Origin of the sequence: Sulfitobacter sediminivivens (genome assembly GCF_042611115.2) — a bacterium.
GTDB classification, from domain to species: domain Bacteria; phylum Pseudomonadota; class Alphaproteobacteria; order Rhodobacterales; family Rhodobacteraceae; genus Sulfitobacter; species Sulfitobacter sediminivivens.
Genome location: NZ_JBHGAR020000028.1, coordinates 1 through 22,842, shown reverse-complemented (window position 1 = coordinate 22,842; position 22,842 = coordinate 1). Strand labels below are relative to the sequence as shown.

27 protein-coding genes, 1 tRNA gene and 1 pseudogene are annotated in these 22,842 nt (G+C 55.2%); 16 read left to right on the top strand and 13 right to left on the bottom strand.

What is annotated here, in order from left to right; all coding sequences use genetic code 11:
- Positions 1 to 40 precede the first annotated feature (40 nt).
- Positions 41 to 157: pseudogene (locus ACEWL3_RS18685) on the top strand (integrase); the annotation flags it as partial.
- Positions 158 to 297: 140 nt separating this feature from the next.
- Here ACEWL3_RS18685 and ACEWL3_RS18680 read toward each other — a convergent pair.
- The gene (locus tag ACEWL3_RS18680) at positions 298 to 1,185 is read right to left on the bottom strand and encodes an NAD-dependent epimerase/dehydratase family protein (RefSeq protein ID WP_386185157.1); all 888 of its coding nucleotides are present in this window, start codon (positions 1,183 to 1,185) and stop codon (positions 298 to 300) included.
- A gap of 321 nt (positions 1,186 to 1,506) precedes the next feature.
- Positions 1,507 to 1,824, bottom strand: a complete 318-nt coding sequence (locus tag ACEWL3_RS18675) for an antibiotic biosynthesis monooxygenase family protein (protein WP_386185155.1) — start codon at positions 1,822 to 1,824, stop codon at positions 1,507 to 1,509.
- Between the two features lie 280 nt (positions 1,825 to 2,104).
- Here ACEWL3_RS18675 and ACEWL3_RS18670 point away from each other — a divergent pair, with 280 nt between their 5' ends.
- Positions 2,105 to 3,124, top strand: a complete 1,020-nt coding sequence (locus tag ACEWL3_RS18670) for an IS110 family RNA-guided transposase (protein WP_386185153.1) — start codon at positions 2,105 to 2,107, stop codon at positions 3,122 to 3,124.
- Positions 3,125 to 3,389: 265 nt separating this feature from the next.
- Here the strand turns inward: ACEWL3_RS18670 and ACEWL3_RS18665 are convergent, their stop codons facing one another.
- On the bottom strand, positions 3,390 to 3,602 hold the full coding sequence (locus ACEWL3_RS18665; protein ID WP_386185152.1) for a hypothetical protein: 213 nt from the start codon (positions 3,600 to 3,602) through the stop codon (positions 3,390 to 3,392).
- 255 nt (positions 3,603 to 3,857) lie between these two features.
- A complete protein-coding gene (locus ACEWL3_RS18660; RefSeq protein WP_386185150.1) occupies positions 3,858 to 4,394 on the bottom strand; it encodes a GNAT family N-acetyltransferase in 537 nt (178 codons plus the stop codon).
- 382 nt (positions 4,395 to 4,776) lie between these two features.
- Here ACEWL3_RS18660 and ACEWL3_RS18655 point away from each other — a divergent pair, with 382 nt between their 5' ends.
- The gene (locus ACEWL3_RS18655) at positions 4,777 to 5,664 is read left to right on the top strand and encodes a LysR family transcriptional regulator (RefSeq protein WP_386185148.1); all 888 of its coding nucleotides are present in this window, start codon (positions 4,777 to 4,779) and stop codon (positions 5,662 to 5,664) included.
- Between the two features lie 163 nt (positions 5,665 to 5,827).
- Here the strand turns inward: ACEWL3_RS18655 and ACEWL3_RS18650 are convergent, their stop codons facing one another.
- Positions 5,828 to 6,238 (bottom strand): VOC family protein, encoded by a 411-nt coding sequence (locus tag ACEWL3_RS18650; RefSeq protein ID WP_386185146.1) that lies wholly within the window; start codon positions 6,236 to 6,238, stop codon positions 5,828 to 5,830.
- 296 nt (positions 6,239 to 6,534) lie between these two features.
- Between ACEWL3_RS18650 and ACEWL3_RS18645 the strand changes: the two genes are divergently transcribed.
- On the top strand, positions 6,535 to 6,711 hold the full coding sequence (locus ACEWL3_RS18645; protein ID WP_386185143.1) for a hypothetical protein: 177 nt from the start codon (positions 6,535 to 6,537) through the stop codon (positions 6,709 to 6,711).
- A gap of 614 nt (positions 6,712 to 7,325) precedes the next feature.
- Positions 7,326 to 8,375, top strand: a complete 1,050-nt coding sequence (gene gtdA, locus ACEWL3_RS18640) for a gentisate 1,2-dioxygenase (RefSeq protein WP_386185141.1) — start codon at positions 7,326 to 7,328, stop codon at positions 8,373 to 8,375.
- Positions 8,376 to 8,668: 293 nt separating this feature from the next.
- Here gtdA and ACEWL3_RS18635 read toward each other — a convergent pair whose 3' ends face one another.
- Entirely contained in the window at positions 8,669 to 9,565 is an 897-nt protein-coding gene (locus ACEWL3_RS18635; RefSeq protein WP_386185138.1) for a LysR family transcriptional regulator, read from the bottom strand.
- Between the two features lie 674 nt (positions 9,566 to 10,239).
- Between ACEWL3_RS18635 and ACEWL3_RS18630 the strand changes: the two genes are divergently transcribed.
- Both ACEWL3_RS18630 and ACEWL3_RS18625 read left to right on the top strand, forming a co-directional pair.
- Entirely contained in the window at positions 10,240 to 10,692 is a 453-nt protein-coding gene (locus ACEWL3_RS18630) for a DUF2924 domain-containing protein (protein WP_386185136.1), read from the top strand.
- Positions 10,689 to 12,371, top strand: coding sequence for a recombinase family protein (locus tag ACEWL3_RS18625; RefSeq protein WP_386185134.1), 1,683 nt, complete (start codon positions 10,689 to 10,691; stop codon positions 12,369 to 12,371). The genes ACEWL3_RS18630 and ACEWL3_RS18625 overlap by 4 nt, the downstream gene beginning before the upstream one ends.
- 186 nt (positions 12,372 to 12,557) lie before the next feature.
- Here ACEWL3_RS18625 and ACEWL3_RS18620 read toward each other — a convergent pair.
- A tRNA-Tyr gene (locus ACEWL3_RS18620) sits at positions 12,558 to 12,641 on the bottom strand.
- Between the two features lie 111 nt (positions 12,642 to 12,752).
- Between ACEWL3_RS18620 and rlmB the strand changes: the two genes are divergently transcribed.
- The 3 genes from rlmB (at position 12,753) to ACEWL3_RS18605 (ending at position 14,535) form a co-directional block, all read left to right on the top strand.
- Positions 12,753 to 13,529 (top strand): 23S rRNA (guanosine(2251)-2'-O)-methyltransferase RlmB, encoded by a 777-nt coding sequence (gene rlmB / locus ACEWL3_RS18615; protein ID WP_386185132.1) that lies wholly within the window; start codon positions 12,753 to 12,755, stop codon positions 13,527 to 13,529.
- A 129-nt stretch (positions 13,530 to 13,658) separates the two neighbouring features.
- Positions 13,659 to 13,847, top strand: coding sequence for a hypothetical protein (locus ACEWL3_RS18610; protein ID WP_435001383.1), 189 nt, complete (start codon positions 13,659 to 13,661; stop codon positions 13,845 to 13,847).
- A gap of 220 nt (positions 13,848 to 14,067) precedes the next feature.
- Positions 14,068 to 14,535: a CoA-binding protein gene (locus ACEWL3_RS18605; RefSeq protein WP_386185128.1), complete on the top strand. Its 468-nt coding sequence runs from the start codon at positions 14,068 to 14,070 to the stop codon at positions 14,533 to 14,535.
- A gap of 86 nt (positions 14,536 to 14,621) precedes the next feature.
- Here ACEWL3_RS18605 and ACEWL3_RS18600 read toward each other — a convergent pair whose 3' ends face one another.
- The 3 genes from ACEWL3_RS18600 to hisA form a co-directional block, all read right to left on the bottom strand.
- The gene (locus ACEWL3_RS18600) at positions 14,622 to 14,927 is read right to left on the bottom strand and encodes a phosphoribosyl-ATP diphosphatase (RefSeq protein ID WP_386185126.1); all 306 of its coding nucleotides are present in this window, start codon (positions 14,925 to 14,927) and stop codon (positions 14,622 to 14,624) included.
- On the bottom strand, positions 14,924 to 15,685 hold the full coding sequence (gene hisF, locus ACEWL3_RS18595; RefSeq protein ID WP_386185124.1) for an imidazole glycerol phosphate synthase subunit HisF: 762 nt from the start codon (positions 15,683 to 15,685) through the stop codon (positions 14,924 to 14,926). The genes ACEWL3_RS18600 and hisF overlap by 4 nt, the downstream gene beginning before the upstream one ends.
- 163 nt (positions 15,686 to 15,848) lie before the next feature.
- Positions 15,849 to 16,571 carry a 1-(5-phosphoribosyl)-5-[(5-phosphoribosylamino)methylideneamino]imidazole-4-carboxamide isomerase gene (gene hisA, locus ACEWL3_RS18590; RefSeq protein ID WP_386185122.1) on the bottom strand — a complete coding sequence of 241 codons (723 nt, stop codon included), beginning with the start codon at positions 16,569 to 16,571 and terminating at the stop codon, positions 15,849 to 15,851.
- A gap of 135 nt (positions 16,572 to 16,706) precedes the next feature.
- On the opposite strand from hisA, the gene ACEWL3_RS18585 reads away from it, so the two are divergent.
- On the top strand, positions 16,707 to 17,102 hold the full coding sequence (locus ACEWL3_RS18585; protein WP_386185119.1) for a DUF2147 domain-containing protein: 396 nt from the start codon (positions 16,707 to 16,709) through the stop codon (positions 17,100 to 17,102).
- 153 nt (positions 17,103 to 17,255) lie between these two features.
- Positions 17,256 to 17,648 carry a DUF2147 domain-containing protein gene (locus ACEWL3_RS18580; RefSeq protein ID WP_386185117.1) on the top strand — a complete coding sequence of 131 codons (393 nt, stop codon included), beginning with the start codon at positions 17,256 to 17,258 and terminating at the stop codon, positions 17,646 to 17,648.
- Here the strand turns inward: ACEWL3_RS18580 and hisH are convergent.
- Positions 17,645 to 18,283 (bottom strand): imidazole glycerol phosphate synthase subunit HisH, encoded by a 639-nt coding sequence (gene hisH / locus ACEWL3_RS18575; RefSeq protein WP_386185115.1) that lies wholly within the window; start codon positions 18,281 to 18,283, stop codon positions 17,645 to 17,647. The genes ACEWL3_RS18580 and hisH overlap by 4 nt on opposite strands.
- A gap of 4 nt (positions 18,284 to 18,287) precedes the next feature.
- A complete protein-coding gene (gene hisB / locus ACEWL3_RS18570; RefSeq protein ID WP_386185113.1) occupies positions 18,288 to 18,875 on the bottom strand; it encodes an imidazoleglycerol-phosphate dehydratase HisB in 588 nt (195 codons plus the stop codon).
- Positions 18,876 to 19,018: 143 nt separating this feature from the next.
- Between hisB and ACEWL3_RS18565 the strand changes: the two genes are divergently transcribed.
- Positions 19,019 to 19,258 (top strand): Lrp/AsnC ligand binding domain-containing protein, encoded by a 240-nt coding sequence (locus tag ACEWL3_RS18565; RefSeq protein ID WP_114878025.1) that lies wholly within the window; start codon positions 19,019 to 19,021, stop codon positions 19,256 to 19,258.
- Positions 19,258 to 19,605 (top strand): hypothetical protein, encoded by a 348-nt coding sequence (locus ACEWL3_RS18560; protein ID WP_386185110.1) that lies wholly within the window; start codon positions 19,258 to 19,260, stop codon positions 19,603 to 19,605. Before ACEWL3_RS18565 ends, ACEWL3_RS18560 begins: the two co-directional genes overlap by 1 nt.
- Positions 19,606 to 19,736: 131 nt before the next feature.
- On the opposite strand, the gene ACEWL3_RS18555 is transcribed toward ACEWL3_RS18560, so the two are convergent.
- Positions 19,737 to 20,615, bottom strand: a complete 879-nt coding sequence (locus ACEWL3_RS18555) for a VPLPA-CTERM sorting domain-containing protein (protein ID WP_386185108.1) — start codon at positions 20,613 to 20,615, stop codon at positions 19,737 to 19,739.
- Between the two features lie 656 nt (positions 20,616 to 21,271).
- On the opposite strand from ACEWL3_RS18555, the gene ACEWL3_RS18550 reads away from it, so the two are divergent.
- The gene (locus tag ACEWL3_RS18550) at positions 21,272 to 21,880 is read left to right on the top strand and encodes a tyrosine-type recombinase/integrase (RefSeq protein ID WP_386185106.1); all 609 of its coding nucleotides are present in this window, start codon (positions 21,272 to 21,274) and stop codon (positions 21,878 to 21,880) included.
- Positions 21,881 to 22,124: 244 nt separating this feature from the next.
- Positions 22,125 to 22,842: IS21 family transposase (gene istA, locus ACEWL3_RS18545; protein ID WP_435001391.1), on the top strand; the 718-nt coding region annotated here is incomplete at its 3' end.

The window sequence follows — 22,842 nt, the reverse complement described above, 5'->3', positions numbered from 1 at the left end:
TTGTCGGTCAAAAACTCCCGCTAAAGCCCAAGCATGTCTGGGCAATCTGCGTGCTGTTCAGCTTTTGCTGGGACACACCAAGATGGATAGCACAGTGCGGTATCTTGGCGTCGAGCTTGAAGATGCCTTGGCAATTTCAGAAGCTATTGAAATCTGAGCTTTTGGGCCGTTCGTAAGGGACGGCCCGAAGGAGACATTGCTCGGCGCGGAGGGTGCCGCGGTGCAGCTGCTCCAGACCAGACATTCGTGCATCGTGCAGCACTTTGGAGAGACCAATCACTGCTACGCCGACAAAAGCTACCGCTTTAACACATCTCGCCAAGAATGCTTCGGCGCGAAGCCAACCATTTCTTTGGCCTTTTTGTTCGAATAGAATGTTTCATGCTCGCTCATCTTACCGCGAACCTCGACCCCCTGATAGAACCTCTCGATCACTTCATTTGAGGTGATCCCGACCGACATGTCGTCATTTGATACATTAAATACCTCATAGCCAAGCCCGTCGGTCTTTAGGCAGCAGTCCACTATGTGCCCCAAATCGCGCGCATCAATATATGCAAAGATATTGCGGCGACGCAGAGCAGGATCTTTCACAAAAGCTGGAAACATCTCAGCGTATTCGTTTGGCTCGATTACGTTATTTATCCGCAATCCATAGATGTCCGCGCCTGTCCTCGCTTGAAATGACTTCGCCGTCATCTCGTTGCAGACTTTCGACATTGCGTAACTGTCGTGAGGCACGGTCGGGTGGGTCTCATCAATCGGCACGAAGTCCGGTTTCACTTCTCCGTCCGCGAAGCACACCGCATAGGTCGTCTCGGAGCTCGCGAAGATCACCTTCGAAATCCCAAGTTTCACTGCCGCTTCGATTACATTGTAGGTGGTTATGGTGTTCTGCCGAAAACATTCCCCGTCCGTACCAATCATGACACGCGGAATGGCCGCGAAATGCACAACCGCATCGTAAGTTGGAACGCCCGTGCCTTTGCCCAGTTCTGCGCTCTCAATGAATTGGGACATCGCTCCAATCACTTGGCCAGCGTCGCAAAGGTCAATCAATAGCTCAGGGCAGTCCGACCCTGATGGCACCCTATCCACATTCATCACATGATGGCCTTGCGCCTGCAAATGCTGGATAGCCCATTTGCCCGCCTTTCCGCTTCCGCCTGTGAAGAAAACTCGCATTGCACCCTCCCAAATTCGGCACCTCCGTGCCAATACATCAAGATCCGATGGTGAACCATTGCTGGTTCGGAGGACAAGGCCTTGCGAGAGCCTGTTACACTTGATCGTCAACTATCTGAAATCACGCCCGAGTTAACACTGCACACACGCCCAGATAACCTCCAGGTGAGGACGGCCCAAACCGGCCATCCAGCATGGGCTTGGGATGCTGCGTCTGCAGCCCGCACTGCCGACATTCGCGACAGGTGCGAAAGACTGGAACGGTCGAACTCGTAGCCTAAATGCGAAGCGGTCCCTCGTTGTTCGAGCACCGCACGGCTCTCAGAAAACCCCCGCCACCTCATACATGACCGGCTCGAAGCGTGTGGCAAGCCCTGCAATCTCGCGGTTCCGTGCTCGCATTTCTTCACTACGTAGCATCGCCTGAAAGTCCTCACGTTTCGCCCATTGCGAATAGTTTGCTATCCGCGTCTGCGCGTCGTTAACGTGCAAACCCGCAGCGATGAAGCCGGGCTGCTGAGAGATGAAATCGCGATAGGCTTCCTGCAACTTGTCCATTAGATCAGCGCAGGTGCCTGGGGAGCATTCGAACGTCGTGATGACGGTCTGGCATGCGACGGTTGTATCAATCTTGAGCATCGGGTCCTCCTCCGTTGCAGTATAGCAGTTATCGCACCGTCTTGCGCGGGTGCATGTTTGCTCGGCGTCGACCAACGATTTTGAGACAATGAATGGGCACGGATACTGGATAGAATTGGGTTGCTTTCGGACCTCGGACGCAACAAAGCGTCTTGATTGAGGATTCAGGGTGTCAAAGGCAATCGCGGCACATTGCGGATGAGGTGGGTGGCTCCTGCTCCACCGGCATCGAATGTGCCAAAGTGCAGTTGTCATCGACTGCTAGGAAAGGAGCCACCCAATGACAGTAAAGACCGTCGGCCTGGATTTGGCCAAGGACGTTTTTCAAGTTCACGGCATTTCGGAGAACGGCCGCGTTATCTTCAACAAGGCGATCAAACGCGCAAGGCTGCTGGCGTTTTTTGAGACGCTGCCACCGTGCACGATCGGCATAGAAGCCTGCGGTTCATCCCATCATTGGGGCCGTCAGCTGCGCAAGCTCGGCCATGATGTGAAGCTCATGCCCGCCGGATATGTCAAACCGTATGTGAAGCGCGGCAAGAACGATGCTGTCGACGCAGAAGCGATCTGCGAGGCGGTCCGGCGTCCGACCATGCGCTTCGTAGATATCAAGACTGAAGAGCAGCAGGCCATTCTCTCAATCCATCCTACTCGGGATCTGGCCGTCCGGCAGCGCACACAGTTGGCCAACATGATCCACAGCTTGCTGCGCGAGTTTGGGCATATCTTGCCCATCGGGATCGAAGCGGTGACGGCCTTTGCTAAGCGCCATCTGAGCGGCGATCACCCCGACATGCCTGAGATCGCGAATGGTATGCTTGGCATACAGTGCTATCAGTTCATCGGCCTGAATGAACGCATCGACGGCTATTCGAAGATGATCGAGCAACATGCCCTGCTGAGTGCAGATGCACGCCGATTGATGCGCATGCCTGGCATCGGGCCGATCACAGCGTCAGCAATTGTTGCCACAATCGGTGACGCGCATCAATTTCGGACAGGCCACGACCTGGCCGCGTGGTTGGGCCTGACCCCTCTCAATAAATCCAGCGGCGGTAAGGAACGTCTTGGAAAGATCACGAAGCAGGGAGATCGCTACATTCGCAAGCTTTTGGTCGTGGGCATGACGTCTCGCGCTGTGAGGGCGAAACGTTCGCCGGAGAAGGTTGACCTGTGGACAGCCAAGATCATTGCTGACAAACCGTTCCGGCTGGCAACAGTCGCCATGGCAAACAAGGCATCGCGGGCCATCTGGGCGATGCTCTCGAAGAAACAGGAATACCGGCAGCCGGCGTTCTAACCACACCGACTGCCCACGAGATGCAAGACGTTGAAGTGATGATGCGGAAGAAAGTCAACCAAGAGCAAGGACACTCCGGGAATGGCAGCGGCCCTCTTCCAAGGCCGATAAGCCGATTGGAACCTCGCTCGCGGAATTCATCAAGGCCAGCGGAACACCACCGCACGAACAGGCCGGACAGACGACGGTACTGACAAAAACGACCGCAGAAATCGCCAAAAAACTCTTGCAATGCAGGAGCCACCCACAGAGGCCGTACATCTCTTCAGATCGCGCCGCAGTGCAACTTCACCGAACCGGCCATTCGCTGCGCCCGCGCGATCCACGTATTGCCAAAAACGGCTCTGCGGGACAAAACCGATCTTGGATTTTCGTACTTCGCTTTCGCAGCATCAGCTCGCATCTGCGGCAGAAATTTCTCTGCGCCGTAGCCGATGTCGTCGAAGCGGCCATTGCCAGCCAGTTTCCGTCGCGTCATCCAAACCGTACTTTCGCCGCAAGGTGTGCGGACACGAAAGACGCGGACCGTCCCGCCGGTCGGTCGCTTCGCGCGAATGGCTGGTATCCGCGGATCGCAAAATACGCGAGATTCACGCGGGACGAAAAGCTGGCATTCACTCCAGCGCAAAGCGAACACAAGCCAGGTCCGAAAGCCGCCGTTCGGCCGTGAGATGCTTGACTGAAGCCGTAAGTTGACAAAATTAATCCCGAAGCTGCCAAGAAACTGAAATGTTCATCCATCAGACTTCTGCAACATCAGGTCGCACTCCATGAATACGAGCCGTTCTCTCAGCGTGGTCGGAAGATCGTAGTAAGGTTTGATGATTTTGAACCCGAGGTTCTGGTACAAGTTCACGGCCTCTGTTTGTAACGGCCCGGTATTGAGACGCATCGTTGCGTAACCAAGACCGTTTGCGATTTTCATCAGGCCTGTTGCCAGGCGTTTTCCTACCCCTGAACCTTGTGCTTGCGGTCTGACGAACATCCGCTTCATTTCCGCAATGCCTTCATCCAAGTCACGCAGCGCGACGCAACCAACGACGTCATTGCCGCGCCGCGCCATGAGGAAGCAGGATTTGGGTGAGTCATACTCCCCCGGAAGGCGATCTATTTCCAACTGGTGGGCCTTGTAGTCGACGTGCTTTTCCAACAGGTCCTGGAACTCGGAATAGCGGAACCTGTGCCAAACAAGATACTCGCGCATCAAGCCTCGCACAGCCTCAATGTCCTGCTCACTTTTAGCAAAAGACAACTCGATTGCGCATTCCATTTTCTTCGACCTTTCCCGTTGTTAATGTGGACAGCTGCTCATCAAACTTCATACCCCAAGGCGCTCAGAACCTTGACGGGTAGACGTACATCATGTTCTGAAAGTCCAGTTCGCTCTGGAAGGCCTCGGGATGTGACTTCAACAATTCAAGCATGAAATCGCGCGTTTCCCGGCTTCGTTTCCTGTTGTCTTTTTTGATTTTGGGCATCCATCGGACAAGCGCGAATACGGAGCGCAGATACGCCAGCCGCCGAAATATTGGAGTTCCGGTAATATTGACTATGCTCATGGTTCCGCCCTTTCCAAGTCTATTTGAGTGTCCGATCGTAAGCGGCAGACAGAAACGATGGTATCCATTCAGAATTTGTGCTGTTCTTAAAAAATGAAGAGCGCGCCCAACAATTGGACAAGTATCAAAGCCTTCCTTTTGGTCGTCCGCACCGGCTCGACGCTCGCAGCATCACGAGAACTTGGCGTTACACAGCCAACCGTCGCCCGCAGGATTGATGAGCTCGAGCACGAGCTTGGATTGGTCCTGTTCGATCGCGATACGCGGGGCTTTCATTTAGCGCCTCAAGCCAGAAGGCTGGTGGCAGAAGCGGAACAGGTCGAGGCTGCGGTGCAGTCCTTCGGTGCTTCCGCCGCCGAGTTGAGCGATAACGTGACCCTTCCGATCCGGTTTTCGGCACCAATCTCGGTTTTTTCGAACGCAATTTACGAAATCCTAGCCCAGTTCAGGGCTACCTACCCTGATACTCCAATAGAAGTAATCCCTAGCAACAGGTTCCTGGACCTGAACGCAGGTGACGGCGACATCGCCCTTCGCATTACATCCGAGATCAAGGATGAAGAACTAATTTGCCGCAAGCTCGGCGCTCTGTCAGGAGGGCTCTTCGCGTCCCGTGTCTACCCCGGTCCGCCGCCTTCCCACCCGGACCAATTGAAGCAACACAAATTTGCTATATTCGATGGTCAAAATGTGCCGCACGCGCTCAACAACTGGTTGCTCGGTCTGATCGAACCGGATCAAGTGGTGACCAAGTGCTCTGATCTTGGGTCTATGGTCGCGACGATCAGCAAAGGTGAGGTCTTGGGACCATTGCCCAGACCCCTCGGTGAAAAAAACGAGAAACTGACCGCCTGCCTTTACGCACCCGACAACCTGTCGGTACCGGTATGGCTTGTCACTTCACCTGCAGCATATCGGCGAAAAAACGTGAGAGCCTTCGTGAAACTGATGGCAAAACGATATCCGTCATTTGGGTGGTAATTCGTCAAGCGTTAGCCGGTTTGGGGCGAAAGTGGCCGTCTGCCTAGTTACTTCAATTTTGTGCTTTTTCCCGCGACCCGGTGATTTGGCGGAAGCGATTGTCCCTGTGCTAGACCAAGTCGAGCCCACCTCAGGTATTATGAAAGTTTAGCCAACATATGGGTCACATAGGCGCGGCATTGACTTCGATGGTGTGGCGGTCGGGGTCCAACAGGTAGAGTTGCGGAAATCCAGCGAGACCTTCGCGGATGACCAATATCCACTTTGGATCATCTTTCGGCAACGTTTCGCTGTATCCACGTTCAGCGAGTTTTTCTAACATGTCTTCGAATTCGTCCGTCCGAAATGCAAAATGCACGTCCGCAATATCTATGTTTTTATCGAGCCGAAAAGTGCCCGCTTCCGGATTGGAGACTAAGTGTATTTGACGGTCGCCACATTCCAACCACACCCCGTTAATTCCGAAAGTGGGCCGCGGAAGTGAAGAAAGGTCGAACAGATCTCGATAAAACTTCGCGGATCTTTCGACGTCTCGGACTGGATAAGATACGTGATGCAGAATTAAGTCGGGCATGTGGAGCCTCCAAAAGGTCCCCTGAATAGTTCATTAACACCAGCCGGCACTCGACAAAGCCTAGAATTGACTGTGTTTGTTTTCAACAACTTTCACAATAGGAACGAAAACCCTATTTGGAACAGTGCTCTGTTGGCTGTTTCTAAGCGCCAACGCGAATGCGTGTTCCGCGTCGCGGTCAAGGTAGCAGTCGGGTTTTGAAGACTAAAGAGTTTCCAAGGGTTTCTTCTGACAAAGCCCAAAGTTTGTCTTAGCCATCTTCATCAGCAACCAATGGAGGACATCATGGCTGACGAATGACCCTGAAAGACCTATGCAAAGAACTGAAACTCGATCCGCGTGTGACCCGGATGAAGCTGCGGGAAGCCGTGAAGAACGATCCTGACCTCGCCGCGATCCACAAACCCCGCACCCAGTTGCGCTGGCTGGAGGGCTCCCCAGAAGAGAAATTTATCCGCAAAGCTGTGGTCTAAACTAAAGAGCGATCTCAGAGAGATGAGGGCACTCTTGGTGATTGGATAGAGAACAGCAGCCGTTGGAGGCAATGCTCACCAAATTCCGCTAAGCGGACAAACCTGCCGTCTGAGAAAAATTTCGGAAGTCCGGTTTGACTCCGAATGCTGCCGTAGGGGCTACTTCTAGGATGTGCCAAGAAGCGACATTTGCCGTTCTTGATTAACCACCGCAACTTGGTACATAGCAATACCGGAGTAGGAGCCGTCCACAGCATCAGGCGCGGACATCTTTCCATCGAACTCCAGTGCTAAATTTTGCCTTCTTGTTGGAATTTGACAGACGTTCCACAGAGTCCAACAGCACCGCCAGGGCCAGCACACTCGGTCGCTCTTCGCGGCCGACACGCACCTTCGCAAGGGGGCTGGAGACAGAAATTGCTTGGAAAGGCACCTTTGGCGGCTGTAACCTCGTGGAAGGATCGTCAAATGGGGAATGTCGGATCTATCACCCGGACGACGCCAAGGCGGCGGTCCGCAACCACGTGATGTCCGGCATGTCGCCCGAGGACTGATACAACCAGCTTTCGTGGATCAATGGTGGCAACGGCCTGAGCAACTGAGGAAGAAGCCCCATGTCCCTGACAAGCAAGCCCGAGGAGACGCCGGAGCGGCGGGCGTTCTACGCAAAGATCGACAAGCAGGCCTTCACTCCGCTTTGGGCGGTTATGTCCGACATCATCACGCCGGAGCCGAAGAGCGGCTGTCGCGCGCATCTGTGGAAGTTCGACGTCGCAAGGGAATATTTGATGGAGGCGGGCGGGCTGATCACCGCCAAGGAGGCGGAGCGGCGGGTGTTGATCCTGGAGAATCCGGGGCTGCGCGGGTTGTCGAAGATCACCACCTCGCTCTATGCAGGGTTGCAACTAGTAATGCCGGGCGAGGTCGCGCCGGCCCATCGGCACAGCCAGTCGGCGTTGCGCTTCGTGCTGGACGGATCGGGTGCCCACACCGCGGTGAACGGCGAGCGGACGATGATGAAGTATGGCGATTTCGTCATCACTCCGCCGACCGCTTGGCACGATCACGGCAACCAGACCGAGGTGCCGATGATCTGGCTCGACGGCCTCGACATCCCCATCGTCAGCCATTTCGACGCCTCGTTCGCCGATGGCTACGGCGACGACGAGCAGTCGGTGAGCCGGGAAACCGGGGACAGCCTGGCGCGCTATGGATCCAACATGCTGCCGGTAGATTACAAACAGGAGAAGCTGGCCTCGCCGATCTTCAACTATCCCTATGCGCGGTCGCGCGAGGCACTGGAGCGGATGAAGGCACAGGGCGAATGGGACCCCTGCCACGGGCTGAAGATGCGCTATGTGAACCCAGTCGACGGCGGACACGCGATGCCGACCATCGCGGCCTTCCTTCAATTGCTGCCGAAGGGGTTTAAATCGGCCGCCTACCGGTCCACGGACGCGACGATCTATGTCTGCGTCGAGGGCGGGGGGCGGACCACCATCGGCGGCGAGAAGTTCGAGTGGGGGCCGAAGGATATCTTCGTCGCGCCGAGCTGGGCCTGGGTCACCCATGAGGCGGAGGGCGAGTCGGTGCTGTTCAGCTATTCCGACCGTGTGGCGCAGGAGAAGCTGGGTCTGTTCCGGCAGGATCGCGGCAACCAATGAAGTGGAAGGTGTGGGATACTGGGCCAGACCCGTTGTTTAGGCCCTGATCTATGACAAGCTCGTTGGCGTCAGGTGATTTTCTTTGGCCGTCGATGGGCACAAAATTTATCTGTCTCGCTTCCCTTCAGGCCCTTCTCAAAATTTCCGGGTAGGGTCAGAAATACATATAGCAAATTGAGCGTCCGATCTTGCCCAGATAGCTGCCATTCAAACGCAGTGCAGCATTCGGCAGAAAGGCTCACAGGAGACCTTTGCCGCACATTGCACCAAGGACGGAAGCGCGGACAAAGTTGTCAGTCTTTGCTCAACGCTTCCATCATGTGATCAATAAAGGCCCTAACCTTTGCAGGCATAAAGTTTCTGTGCACAAACACAGCATAGATTGGTTGTTCCAGAGTCTCGTACTCTGGCAATATGCGGACTACTCGGCCGTCCGAAATCATGTCCTCAATCAGATAATCCGCGATCAACCCCATAGCCCCACCCGTAAGGATTGCATTCCTCGCCGCGTTGGGAGAGTTGACGACGAAATTCTCTGGCAATGAGTAAGATACAGTTTCGCTTGAAAGGGGAAACTGGTTTGTGCGTCCCCAACTGCCGCTGATCTGCTTGACCAGCAAATGGTGATCCAAGTCTTCAAGCGAGGCTGGCATCCCATTACGGGTCAAATATTCAGGGGTTGCTACAAAGAAGAGGCGCTGGGAAAAGATCTTTCTCGCCTTCAAGGATGAGGATTCAAGCTCTCCGGATGTCCCAATGCGAACCGCCAGATCGAAGTGTTCTTGAATTAGGTCTACTTTGCGGTTCGAGATTTCGAGTTCCACTGAAACCTTGGGATATTTTCGCATGAATCCCGGAATGGCGGGTGCAATGCGTTCTTGTCCAAACGCCACAACGCTGGAAATGCGCAGATGTCCGGCCGGAACGCGCCTTCTTTCGCGGATCTCCTCTGACACCGCGTCAAGCTCGTCTACAAGCACCGCCCCTTTCCGGAGAAATTCCTCGCCCTCCTCGGTCAAGCTGATACCCCGAGACGAACGGCTAAAAAGACGAACTCCGAGATCGGCCTCCAACTCTGTGATCAGTCGGCTCACAGAGGGTGGGGAGCTGTTCATACGCCGTGCCGCCGCTGCAAATCCTCCCTGCGAAACGACCTCTTGAAACACTTTAATGGCTTTGAACCTATCCATCGGCTCACCAATCCGGAAACTGGAAGACTGCGTTTCGACCTTAACGCATTCCGTCGAAATCGCGAATAGCAATACCTTGAAGGCAGACTTTACTTAATCAAACGATGGAGAAAATGATGACACAGCGCACACCGACGAGCCGCCTAACCGACTTTGATCTGATAATAATACGTGCCGATGGTCGAACCGAGGCCGAGTTGGAAGCTATGGTTCAAATAGGTTTTGGCTTCGCTATTATGAGTTCCGCATGCGCGCTTGTGGCGGATGGTCTGTACAGGCTGGTCCTGCTTCTAGAAGCGGGAGCGCGGCGGTCGCCGGGAGCTTCGCATCTACGCTTGGCGACCAGTTCGACGACATGACGATGAGTTCAATCGGTCAGGCACGCATTTTGCGGATGCCGTACTCGGCTCGTGACCAAGCCCGCAAAGGGGCTCAAAGCTGCCGTCCGCCGAGATAGACATCAACGGCGGCTTTCGGGCATTATTGACCAGCGATGAGGTATTTACTCTTTTCGGTGGGCTTCCTTTCGACCACCCGCGGTTAAAGTTGCTCTGGACTTCTGTTTCCATGTGAGCGTCAGTACGAAACGATCAAGCTCCTCATTCTTGCGCCCGGCCTGCCGGGCTTCAGTCAGTACTGGGCGCACAAGCCTGGCGTACTGAATGGAGGTCAAGATGAGAGAGAAACCGACTGGTTCTATTCACCAGCTAGGAGAGGCCGATGCCGCGACGCTTCGACGGCTTTGGGCCAAGACCAAGGGTACTAACCCACCGAAGACGTTCACCGCGCGCTTGATGCGTCTGGCGCTGGCATGGGATTCTCAAGCGGCGGTTGAGGGCCGTGAGATCTCGGAAGTCCGGCAATCGTGGAACCGGATCATTAAGGATCGGAGTGGCTCCGGCGCTACCAAGAAAGTCGCTAAGACCTCGTCAAATCCCATAGCCGGTGACGGCACTCGCATTCTGAAGGAATGGGGCGGGACCACTCATGAGGTGCTGGTGACCGAAGACGGTGCCTCTTGGAACGGGCAGAGCTACTCCTCACTATCAGCTTTGGCGCGAGCAATGACCGGGACGAACAGGAATGGGCCCAAGTTCTTTGGATTGCGTGAGCGGGGCGCGTCATGATCCGCCAGCGCTGCGCCATATACACCCGCAAATCGACCGAGGAGGGGCTCGAGCAAAGTTTTAATACGCTTGATGCACAGCGCGAGGCCTGCGCGGCCTACATTCTCAGCCAGAAGCATGAAGGCTGGGCGGAGCTCCGCGAGCACTACGACGACGGCGGCTTCTCCGGCGGATCAATGGAACGGCCGGGCCTCAGGCAACTTCTGGAGGATGTTCGCGACGGCCGTGTCGATGTCATTGTCGTCTACAAGGTGGATCGGTTAACGCGGTCACTCACGGACTTTGCGAAGATGGTCGATGTGTTTGACGGGGCAGGGGTGTCGTTTGTGTCAGTCACGCAGGCGTTCAACACCACATCGTCTATGGGTCGCCTGACGCTGAATGTGCTATTGTCCTTCGCGCAGTTTGAGCGCGAAGTGACGGCCGAGCGTATCAGGGACAAAGTCGCCGCCTCCAAACGCAAAGGCATGTGGATGGGAGGTGCCATACCGCTTGGGTTCGATGTGATCGACAAAGCGCTGGTGGTGAACCCGCACGAAGCCACCGCGATCCAAACCATTTTTGCTGAGTATCTCGCGTTTGGATCAGTAAGGAAGCTCAGCGTTCGGCTTGATGCGCTGGGCGTCGTCAGCAAACAGCGCACCAATCGGCATGGGCGTGTCAGTGGTGGCACGGCCTTCTCACGTGGAGCGCTCTACAACATCCTGCGCAATCCGATCTACATCGGCAAGATCCGTCACAGGGAAGAGCTGCACGAAGGACTTCACGAGGCAATCATTGATGACGCCACCTGGAAGCTGGTTCAAACTCAATTGACGGATCATGGCGGCACGAAGATCAATTCAACCCGGCGATCTGCCAAGCGCCTTCTGGATGGCATTCTGTTTGACTCAAAAGGTCGACCAATGCGCACGACATATGCCAGCAAGTCTGTACACACAGACGGGACAACCCGGACGAAGCGATACTGGTATTACACCACGGCAACGAGCGATTCTGATGACAGAACCGAGGTCGAACGACTGCCTGCGAACGAGATCGAGCGGGTTGTGATGACCGGGTTGAAAAGGCGGCTGGTCGATAAATCCTGGTTGGCTGATCAGACCGAGGGGCGGGAGAGCGAAACAGCTCTGGCCAACATCTTACAGACAATTGAAAAGCTCAATGCGGAAAAGGACGCCACGATGGACGATGCTCTGGCACAAACCTTCTCGGACATCATTGATCGTATCGATGCGCAAAGAGATCGGTTGGTCGTCTCGATGAACCTCGCTGTATTAGCGGAGCTTGATATCGCCCGCACTCGAATACCGGCCGCCTTCGAAATCCCGTTCCAAAGACGTCAGAACGGACGCGCCAAACCGATTGTCATCGCAGCCAAAGATGCACTGCAACAAGATCCGGACCTCATTGGGCTAATCGCAGACGCAAGGCGATGGGCAGGTGAACTCCTTGACGGGAGAGCTTCTTCAATCCAACAGATCACAGAACGCGAAGGCTTAAGCAGCGGTTCTGTCAGTCGCATCCTTCCCTTTGCCTGGCTGGCTCCAGACATCTCAACGGCCATTCTGGAAGGCCGTCAGCCATCGCATCTCACAGCAAAAACCTTGCGCACCCTTCCCGAGCTTCCAGCAGATTGGGTGAAGCAGCGCCAGATCCTTGGATTTGCGCATCCATGAGCGGGCTTAAAACTGCTCAAGACCTCACTTGCAATTGCCCCGCTGAGACTTTCCCTACATTACCCCTGAAATGGCTCTAGTCAGAGGCCAATTGCGAGGTCTCTGGTGCTCAACACCGCCCTAACGCGCGGAAAGATAAACACTAATCCGATCGCGCTTGTTGTCGGAGGTTGAAGGGAGACTGAGTGGTGGGCGACCCTGGAATCGAACCAGGCGTGCGTCTCCGCGAGGGAGTTACAGTCCCCTGCCACACCTTGCGGCCTGTCGCCCACTGCGCCCTTCGCATTGCGTTGGGCGTGGGGGCGTGATTACAAGCGAGCCAAAGAGGCGTCAAGGCGAAATGCGAAGCGCTGTGCGGATAAGACCGGTTAGGACGAGATCATGAAAAAACCAAAATGGGTTGTGCAAAAAGAGCAGGACAAAAAGGCCGAAGGCAACATGACGCTTTGGCTGTTTGGACTGCACGCGGTGCGCGATGCGTTGATGAACCCGAACCGTGAAAAGCTTACCTTGATGATAACACCAAATGCACAGGCCAAGCTGGAGGATGCGATTGCATTTGCCGGTATTGCCCCACAAGTCGAGGACCCGCGCAAGTTCCGCCCGCCGCTGGATCCCGGATCGGTTCATCAGGGCGCTGTGCTTGAGGTAAAACCATTGAACTGGGGCCGGTTGGAGGACGTTTGCATCGGCGATACCGCCCCGCGTGTGTTGTTGCTGGATCGGGTCACAGATCCACATAATGTGGGGGCGATTCTGCGCTCAGCTGAGGTGCTGGGGGCGTCGGCGGTGATAGGCACGCGGCACCATTCGGCCCCCGAAACGGGCGCACTGGCCAAAACCGCGTCCGGCGCGCTGGAACGCCAGCCCTATCTGCGGGTGCGCAATTTGGCCGATGCAATCCGAAGCCTGCAAGATATGGGGTATCTGGTGTTGGGTCTCGACGGTGAGGCGACCATGAGCATTGAGGCCGCTGTCGAGGGCAAACGCGACCGGCCTGTGGCGCTAGTTCTTGGGGCCGAGGGGCCGGGTTTGCGCGAGAAGACCAAAGAAACGGTCGATATGCTGGTACGAATTGACGCAGCGGGTGGATTTGGGTCGCTCAACGTCTCAAATGCCGCCGCAATCGCCTTATATGCCTCAAGAGAACATACTTAAGCGGAGACTGTCATCACATACCCTGCCAAAATCGCGACCTGCTGTCATTGTGGCAGCAAGGCGGTGCTGACATTGGACAAAGGCCGGCACGAATTGGCCTGTGCAAACTGTGGTGCGCCATTGCGGCAGATGAAAATGTTGCCCAAAGCAGCACCAACCCGTCCTGCGGTGACTCACCAGCCTCAGATCAGACAGTTCGCCGCCGCAAAGCCGATACCTGAAAAGCGCAAGAAACCCGTTAAGGGCAAGAAACGCAAAAAGTGGTTCAAGGACTGGGCCGAGGATGTATTCGATCTGGTCGAGGACATTTTCGACTGACGCGCTGCGCGTTCGGCAGAAACCTGCCGAAAATTAACTTTCTTTTCACAGTTTCGCGAGTACCTCTTTGAAAGCTGCCGAGGCTTCTTACCTCCCATGCATGACGCTGGACACGGAACGTCCAGCAGTCGTTTACTGTCCCTCGTTCCGTACCTTTGCGCCCCTTGGTCTTGCCAACGGGGCGCTTTTTTCTGCCAAGGTTGCGGTGTATGGAGGGCCCATGACATATTCTGATGACCTGTTGAAGACCATCCTGACCGCGCCCAAGCGGATCGCGATTGTCGGCGTGTCACTCAATCCGGTGCGGCCAAGCTATTATGTGGCGCGATATCTGGGGCTGAAAGGATTTGATGTTGTGCCGGTCAATCCCGTTGCAGTGGGTGAAGTATTGTTTGGCAAAAAAGTCGTGGCGTCGCTGGGGGATATTGAGGGACCGGTGGATATGGTCGATATTTTCCGCCGCTCAGAGGCCGTGCCGCCGATTGTGGACGAAGCGCTGGATGTATTTCCCAAGTTGCATACCATCTGGATGCAGATTGGTGTCGAGCATGCGCAAGCCGCAGCCAAAGCCGAGGCGCGTGGGGTCACGGTCATCCAGAATCGCTGTCCAAAGATTGAATATCAGCGGTTGTTCGGGGAATTGCGGATGGGGGGCTTTGCCACCGGGATCATTTCTAGCAAGCTGTGAATGGGCCGGCCTGTGTTGCGCGATGGTGCCTTGATGCGTTGATTTGGCCCGTTGGTCCTAGACAGAAAAAGGTCTGAAAGACAGATTTAGCGTGACGCTTTTTCGGCGATGCCGGATTGAGACTGGCGGCGCGTGAGTTCGGCAAGCACATCTTCAAGGGGCACGTCGCAAGACACCAGCATGACCATCAAATGATAAAGGACATCTGCGGCTTCGGATGTCAGGGCCGCCTTATCGCCTTTCACAGCTTCTATAATAGCCTCAATAGCTTCTTCGCCGAATTTCTCGGCGCATTTTTCCGGGCCTTTACCGAGCAATTGCGCTGTCCAACTGCTGTCCGGATCAGCGGACCTGCGGCTTTGGATCGTGGCGTAGAGGTCGTCTAGGGTCATGTCAGCCTCATTGGGATGCCGGCGGCGGCCATATGGGCCTTTGCCTGGCCGATTGTGAATTCACCAAAGTGAAAGATCGACGCGGCCAGCACGGCAGACGCACCACCGATGGTCACGCCCTCGACCAGATGATCCAATGTACCGACACCCCCCGATGCGATCACTGGGACGCTCACAGCATCAGAAATGGCGCGGGTCAGCGGCAGGTTGAAGCCCTGTTTGGTGCCGTCGCGGTCCATTGAGGTCAGCAGGATTTCCCCGGCACCTTTGGCCGTAACCGTTCGGGCAAATTCGACAGCATCTATGCCGGTGGATTTGCGGCCACCGTGGGTGAATATCTCCCATTTGCCGGGGCTGACGGTTTTGGCGTCGATGGCGACAACGATACATTGGCTGCCAAATTGTGCAGCGGCTTCTGCCACCACATCGGGATTGGCGACAGCGGCGGAATTGAAGCTGACCTTGTCAGCGCCTGCAAGCAGCAGGGCGCGCACGTCGGCCACGGTGCGCACACCGCCCCCAACGGTCAGCGGAATATAGCAGTGCTCTGCCGTGCGCCGGACCAGATCGAACATGGTCCCGCGGTTTTCGTGGGTTGCGTGAATATCGAGAAAGCAAAGTTCATCGGCACCAGCCGCATCATAGGCAATCGCGGCATCCACCGGATCGCCCGCATCGCGCAGGCCGACAAAGTTCACACCCTTGACCACACGGCCATCAGCGACATCCAGACAGGGAATGATGCGGGTTTTCAGCATGTGATGGGTCGTGCTCCGTCGGGGTCAGGCTGGTAGTATGATCGTCGATTGTAGCTTTACAGCCTGTGGTAGGGTGATGCCAGTCGGGGTTTGCAGGGCAGGTTTTCGGGTGTCGGCAACACCTTGGGATTTTGTCGGTATCTCGTTGGTGCGCAGGACGCGATCATCGCTGGGTCAGCGCCTTGAGTGCCGCTGTCAGATCAATCGCCCCGTCATAAAGGGCGCGGCCGGAAATTGCGCCCTCAATTACGCCAGTATCGCGCAGGGCGATCAGATCATCCAGCGATGACACACCGCCCGATGCGATGACGGGTATTTTCACGGCACGCGCCAGATCGGCGGTGGCGGAGATGTTCGGCCCGCCCATTGCGCCGTCGCGCATGATGTCGGTGTAGATGATGGCAGCAACGCCCGCGTCCTCAAAAGACTTCGCAAGGTCGGTGACCATCACATCCGTCTCGGTCGCCCAGCCTTTGGTGGCGACGCGGCCATTTCGGGCGTCGATGCCGACGGCGACCTGACCGGGAAAGCAGCGCGCGGCCTCGCGGACCAGATCGGGGTTCTCGACGGCCACGGTGCCAAGGATCACCCGCGCGAGGCCCTTGTCCAGCCAGCGCTCGATCGTTGCCATATCGCGAATGCCGCCACCCAGTTGGGCAGGGACCTTGCAGGATTTCAGGATCGCCTCAACCGGGGCGGCATTGATAGGCTCACCCGCAAAAGCGCCATTGAGATCAACCAGATGCAACCAAGCACAGCCCGCATCCACAAAAGCGCGGGCTTGGGCGGCAGGGTTATCGTTGAACACAGTCGATTGGTCCATGTCACCGTGCACAAGACGCACAGCGTTACCGTCTTTGAGGTCAATGGCGGGGTAGAGGATCATCAGCGTGGCCTAACAAAAGAGGTGTTGTCGCGGTTATGCACGTTACGTCACAAGATGCAACGCGACCTAAGGTCAGTCTTGCTTGAATGACCACAGATACCCCAAGGTAACGCCAGATTTGGGAGGAGAACCATCATGAAAACACTTATTACAGCCGCGGTTTTGGGGCTGAGCATTGCAGGCGCTGCTTGGGCGGCTGATCCTATCGTGGGCAACTGGCGCACGATCGCAGATGACAATGGCAATTCGGGTCTGATCGCGGTCAGCGAATGTGGTGCGAAGATCTGCGGCGTTCTGGTCAAATCATACGACAAGAACGGCAAATCAGTTAAGTCGCCGAACGTCGGCCGTAAATTGATCTGGGACATGGTGAACACCGGCGGTGGTGGATATGGCAAAGGTAAGGTCTATTCACCCGATCGCGACAAGACCTATAGCGGCAAATTGCAACTGGCAGGCAACAACCTAACGGTTCAGGGCTGTGTTCTGGGCATTTGCCGGAATGGCGGCACCTGGTCACGCGTAAAGTGATGTAAACGCGCCATTGGCGCGCAAAAAATCAAGCAGGCCATATTAATTATTTGTGCGACTCAGGGCGCAGGCGTAACGAAACGTCTGCGCCTTTAATGCTGTCGGAGGCCGACAGATAACAAGGCATTTTGTATCGCTTGGGGAGTGATGCGGATGTCTAAGTTTACGACATTTCTAATAATTCTGTGTTTGTCTGCCGGGGCGAGCCTGGCCCGGGCCGATGTGCCACTGGGTTTGTGGCAATCAGGCCCGGATGCCACCGGCACTGTTGTGCATGTGCGTACCAAAATCTGCGGGCGTGCCCTATGTGGTTGCGTTGAGCGCGCCAAGGACCGCCGCGGTTATGACACGCCATCAAGTGCTGTGGGGCGCAAGATGTTGTGGGATATGCTGGCGCAGCCGGATGGCACCTATGAGGGCCAGATCTGGGAACCTGTCGGAAACCGGATGCTGATGGCCAGAATGCAGGTTCAGGGCAACACGATGCAGTTTCGAAACTGTGACGCGACGGCCTGTCAGGACGCAGTCTGGACGCGGCTGCGTTAAGGTTTCCAGTTCAGGAAATTCGCAATCAACCGCAACCCGGTGGCCTGAGATTTCTCAGGGTGAAACTGCATGCCCAGCATGGTGTCCCGGCCGATGATGGCCGTCACGTCGCCCGCATAATCGACATGGGCAAGCCGCTCTGCCGGATCGGTGACAGCCATGTGGTAGGAATGTACGAAATAGGCGTGATCGCCCGTCTCAATCCGATCAAAGACCGGGTGCGGGTGGTCGATCACCAGATCATTCCATCCCATGTGCGGCACTTTGAGCGTGGGATCAGCAGGGGCGACGCGCGTCACCTCGCCAGCGATCCAACTCAGACCAGCCGTATCGGTGTATTCGCGACCGACACTGGCCATCAATTGCATGCCCACACAGATGCCAAGGAACGGTCTGCCCTGACCCTCGACCGCTTCGACCATCGCGTCATAAAGCCCGCCCGCGCCCTTGAGCGCGGCCATACAGGCCGGAAAGGCACCGTCGCCCGGCAACACCAGCCGATCCGCGCGTGCAACCACATCCGCGTCCGCCGTGACGACGACGTCACCTGCGTCCGTCTCGCGGGCCATGCGTTCAAAGGCCTTGTGCGCGGAATGCAGATTGCCGGATTCGTAGTCAATGATCGCGGTCAGCATCAGATCAAAGCGCGCCCTTGGTGGAGGGAATATCGCCTGACTTGCGGGGGTCCACCTCGACTGCGTCGCGCAGGGCGCGTGCGACGGACTTAAACGCCGCCTCAACGATGTGGTGGCTGTTTATGCCGTGCAGCATGTCCACGTGCAAGGTGATGCCGCCATGGGTGCTGAACGCCTGAAAAAACTCACGCACCAATTCAGTGTCGAAGGTGCCGATCTTGGCCGTGGGAATAACGACATTCCAGATGAGGAATGGACGCGCGGACAGGTCCAGCGCCGTGCGCACTTGGGCATCATCCATCGGCAACAGGCACGCGCCATAGCGCCGAATGCCGCGTTTGTCGCCAAGTGCAGTGGCCAAGGCCTGACCCAACGTGATGCCCACATCCTCAACCGAGTGGTGATCGTCAATGTGCAGATCCCCCTTGGCCCGGATGGTCATATCAATCAACGAATGGCGCGCAAGCTGGTCAAGCATGTGGTCAAAAAACCCGACGCCTGTCTGGTTGTCATAGGCACCGGTGCCGTCAAGGTTGATTTCAACCGTGATGTCAGTTTCAGCGGTGGTACGGGTCAATGTGGTCTGGCGCATCTGGTCTCTCCGAACGACGGGTTCAGCGCCCTTATAGCAGCGGTTGCGGTCAGGCCAAGAGCCGTCACATATCCCAAGATCAGCCATTGCGGCCCGCACACCCATATGTCAGCCTAGATGGGAACCACATCAGAGGTCCTCTCATGAGCACATGCGTCTTTATCCAGATCCGCTGCAAACCCAGTACGACCTATCAGGTGGCCGACGAAATTGCCCTGCGTGAAATCCATTCGGAGCTTTATTCAACCTCTGGCGAATATGATCTTTTGATGAAACTCTACATTCCCAAGAACGAGGATGTGGGCAAATACATCAACGATCATCTGCTCGATATCAAAGGGATAGAAAGGTCGCTGACGACGATGACCTTCAAGGTGTTTTGATGGGTCTGCGGCGTGCGATCTGCGTTTGTTTGATTGGGTTGAGTTGCGCCACACCGGCACTGGCGGCGCAGCGCGTCTACGAAGGCAGAGAGGCCGCGGCATTACGCTGTTCAAACACGCTGGCATTGACGGCGGTTGCATTGTCGGCGGCAGAACTGATCAGTGAGGCAGAAAAGGAAGTCTTGCTGGGCGTCACCGTCTTGATCTTGGAACGGCATGTCAGCGGCACCTGGGCACAGAAAAAGGCAGCGATGGAAGTGATGCGCGACCGGCGCAGCCTGCCCGACACCCTCGAAGATTACCAGCGCAACGCTGAACGCTGTCTGGAGCAGTTTCCGATCAACTGATCGGGCAGGGGGCGGACATGGATATGAGCTGTCTCAAAGATACATTCAGATCAACGAACTAGATGAAATAAGCGCCAGGGTCGGTCAATTCTGCATTGCACAGCGCAACTGCGTCATGCCGGGGCTGCGGACTAAGCTCTTGATCTTGCTTTCACAAGGCCAAGTCCCATCAAGGCGGCAATGAGAAAAAGAGCGCTGGCGGGCAGGGGCACGGGAGAGATTGATGGCGAGGTGACATTCGACGTCAGCACAAGGTTATCAATCTGAAACTCGGCACACCATTCAGCACACCAAAGCCGATTGCGCCCCAGTTCCGCGTAATCAGCATATTGTAATGCGTCAGGATGAATGTTCAGGCTGACCAATAGTGAATCAATTGCGGCAAACGCTTTTGAGAAATATATGGTAGACCAAGCCATTGTCCCCACTGTTTGGGTAGCAGTGGTTGTTCCGTTTACCATACCCTGAAATGTCAACGTCGGAAGTGGTGCCGACCCGGACGTACTCCATGCGGCAAGCTCTGCACTGTTTCGATAAGGGGCAGCCCCTGGTCCTGTTTTGTTCAGCAAAGAATACCCAAAGACATCAACGCTATGCGGTGTAAACGGCAGGCCATTTACGGGCTTTATGAAGGACGACAGAATTCCGCCGTCATCATGAAGGCCGATGTAAGCGCCGTTAAGGTAGACAGTGCTGTACTCATAGAGGAAGCCTTGGCTGACGCCAATTTCCGCGTTCGTTATCGGATTATTCCCGATGGGCGGGTTGTTGAAAGCTGAATCAAAGGTGACAGTTACCGGTGAAGCATGTGATGCAGAGGCAATCAAAGTGAGAAACATTAGCGCGCTGATGATCGATCTCATCCTATCCCCCTTTAGCAAAACCTGACTTGACCCAGTATTACTCCAAGTTGTCATATTCACCCACAATTCTACTTCATTTCGCGTTTCGGTCAAGGTTTTCTTAGGCGCATCTGCTGTTGTTGATTGCTCTGCTGGCCCACCATTCATGAGCTTTTACATGCGTTAATTACGGCATGGTGTCCTGCTTGAACGCTTCCGTCAGCCGCATGTCGTTCGGCATAGAAGCCTCTCCCAAGGCCTGAAATTTTTAAGCAAAGCATCCACAGAAAGAGGGGAAACACTGTCCAAAAAAGAAACAAGAGCTACAACTTGCGTTGTAACTCTTTGTTTTCTTTAAGTACCACCTGGAGCGGGCGAGGCGATTCGAACGCCCGACCCTATCCTTGGCAACCGGTAAGTCATTGAAAATAAATAGTTACACCTGAAAATTTGATTCAAGGTGTGACCAAATGGCGAACATAAGACGAATGAAATCCGGAAACTAGAACGTCCAAGTGCGGCTTGCTGGCAAACCTGCGCGTTCACAGACATTTCACAGTCGGGAAGACGCAGAAAGCTAGGCTAAAAAAGTCGAGTCAACACTTAATTTTCGTCATCCTGATATTCTTGATGCTGGGCTGCAGTATTGTAGTGAAGTCCTTGGAGGAAAGCCCTCACGTGAACAAACCGAGTATCAGTTCAAAAGGCTTGGTCGACGGGAAGAGTTCCAGAAGCCGCTGCACAAGGTGACGCTTCAGAATGTGAACGCTTACAAGCAAAAGCGGCTAAAGGAGGTTTCGACCACAACAGTTCGCAATGACCTGATGAAGCTGCGCAGTATGTATCGCTGGTACTGTAACGAATGGTTTGCAAGCTCGGGTGAGACCATTTCCAACCCGTGTGATAGGCTTGATTTGCCCAAGGCCAGAAAGACCCGAGAGACTGTCATTTCGCGAAATCAGTTAGCAGCCCTTTTGGGGGAGATGACTCCGTTGTTGAGACAGATCGTAGAACTTGCCTATGAAACTGCCATGAGGCGGTCGGAAATTCTGAAATTGCGTGCTTGTGATCTTCATTTGGATGAACGCTTCTTACGCGTTGTTGAAGGGAAAGAAGGGTCAAGGGACGTACCCCTCACCAAACGCGCTGTAAGACTCCTCCAATACGCAGTCAATCGCTCGGAGGGGGAGGGTGTCAAGCTTTACCCCGTAGCACCTTACAGCGTCTCTCAGGCTGTCAGGAGGTCAAGGTTGGTGCTAGGTATGTCAGATGATATTCGTTTCCACCAACTGCGGCATTCAAGGATTACTGAGGTGGCTCGGAAAGGATTAAACTTGTCTCAGATCATGGTGGTTAGTGGTCATAGAGATATACGAAGCGTTCAAAGATACACCCATCTTAATGTTCAAGATGTTATTGATCTTATTGAGTAGCGAGAACAAATCGGCTTATCTTATGGGTTGCAGAAATAGAAATAAAGGCGTGGAAGTCGCGTTCGCGATGCAACGATCAGCGTATTTCACTTGAGACTTCAGTACTCAGTTAATCGTTCGGAGGGGGAGAGTGTTGATTTCCGCCGAGAAGTGACCCGGTAGCCCCATAAATTGTCACTGAGAATTGACCCATGTGAACACATAGCCCTGACGGATTTGGTCGGGGGGATATGGAGTGATCGACATGGGATTTTTGAGTGTTATTCGACGCTGGGCATTGCGTGACAAAATGCCAATCCGCGAGATATCGCGACGTACGGGTTTGTCTCGCAACACTATCAAAAAGTATCTGCGAGAAGATGCTGTAGAACCGAGGTTCAAAACGCCGTCGCGTCCGAGCAAGCTGGATCCTTACGCGGATCGGTTGTCGGCGTGGCTTTTGGCGCAGACGCGGAAGTCTCGCAAAGAGCGGCGCAACGTTAAGCTGATGTACGAAGATCTGGTTAAGCTCGGGTACGATGGATCTTACGAGCGCGTCGCCGCCTTTGCGCGCGCGTGGCGTGCTGATCGGCATCGTGCAGAGCAAACCACAGGACGCGGCACGTTTGTGCCTTTGGTCTTCCAGCCAGGAGAAGCGTTCCAGTTCGATTGGAGCGAAGACCGGGCCACGATTGGTGGCGAACGCGTTAAATTGCAAGTTGCACACACCAAGCTGTCGCACAGCCGCGCCTTTATTGTGCGGGCCTACCCTTTGCAGACGCATGAGATGCTGTTCGATGCCCACTGGCATGCCTTCCATGTGTTCGGCGGCGTTCCAAGGCGAGGCATCTTTGACAATATGAAGACAGCGGTCGACCGTGTTGGTCGTGGCAAGCAGCGCGATGTCAACGCACGCTTCAAAGCGATGGCCAATCATTACGTCTTTGAACCGGAGTTCTGCAATCCAGCAGCGGGCTGGGAGA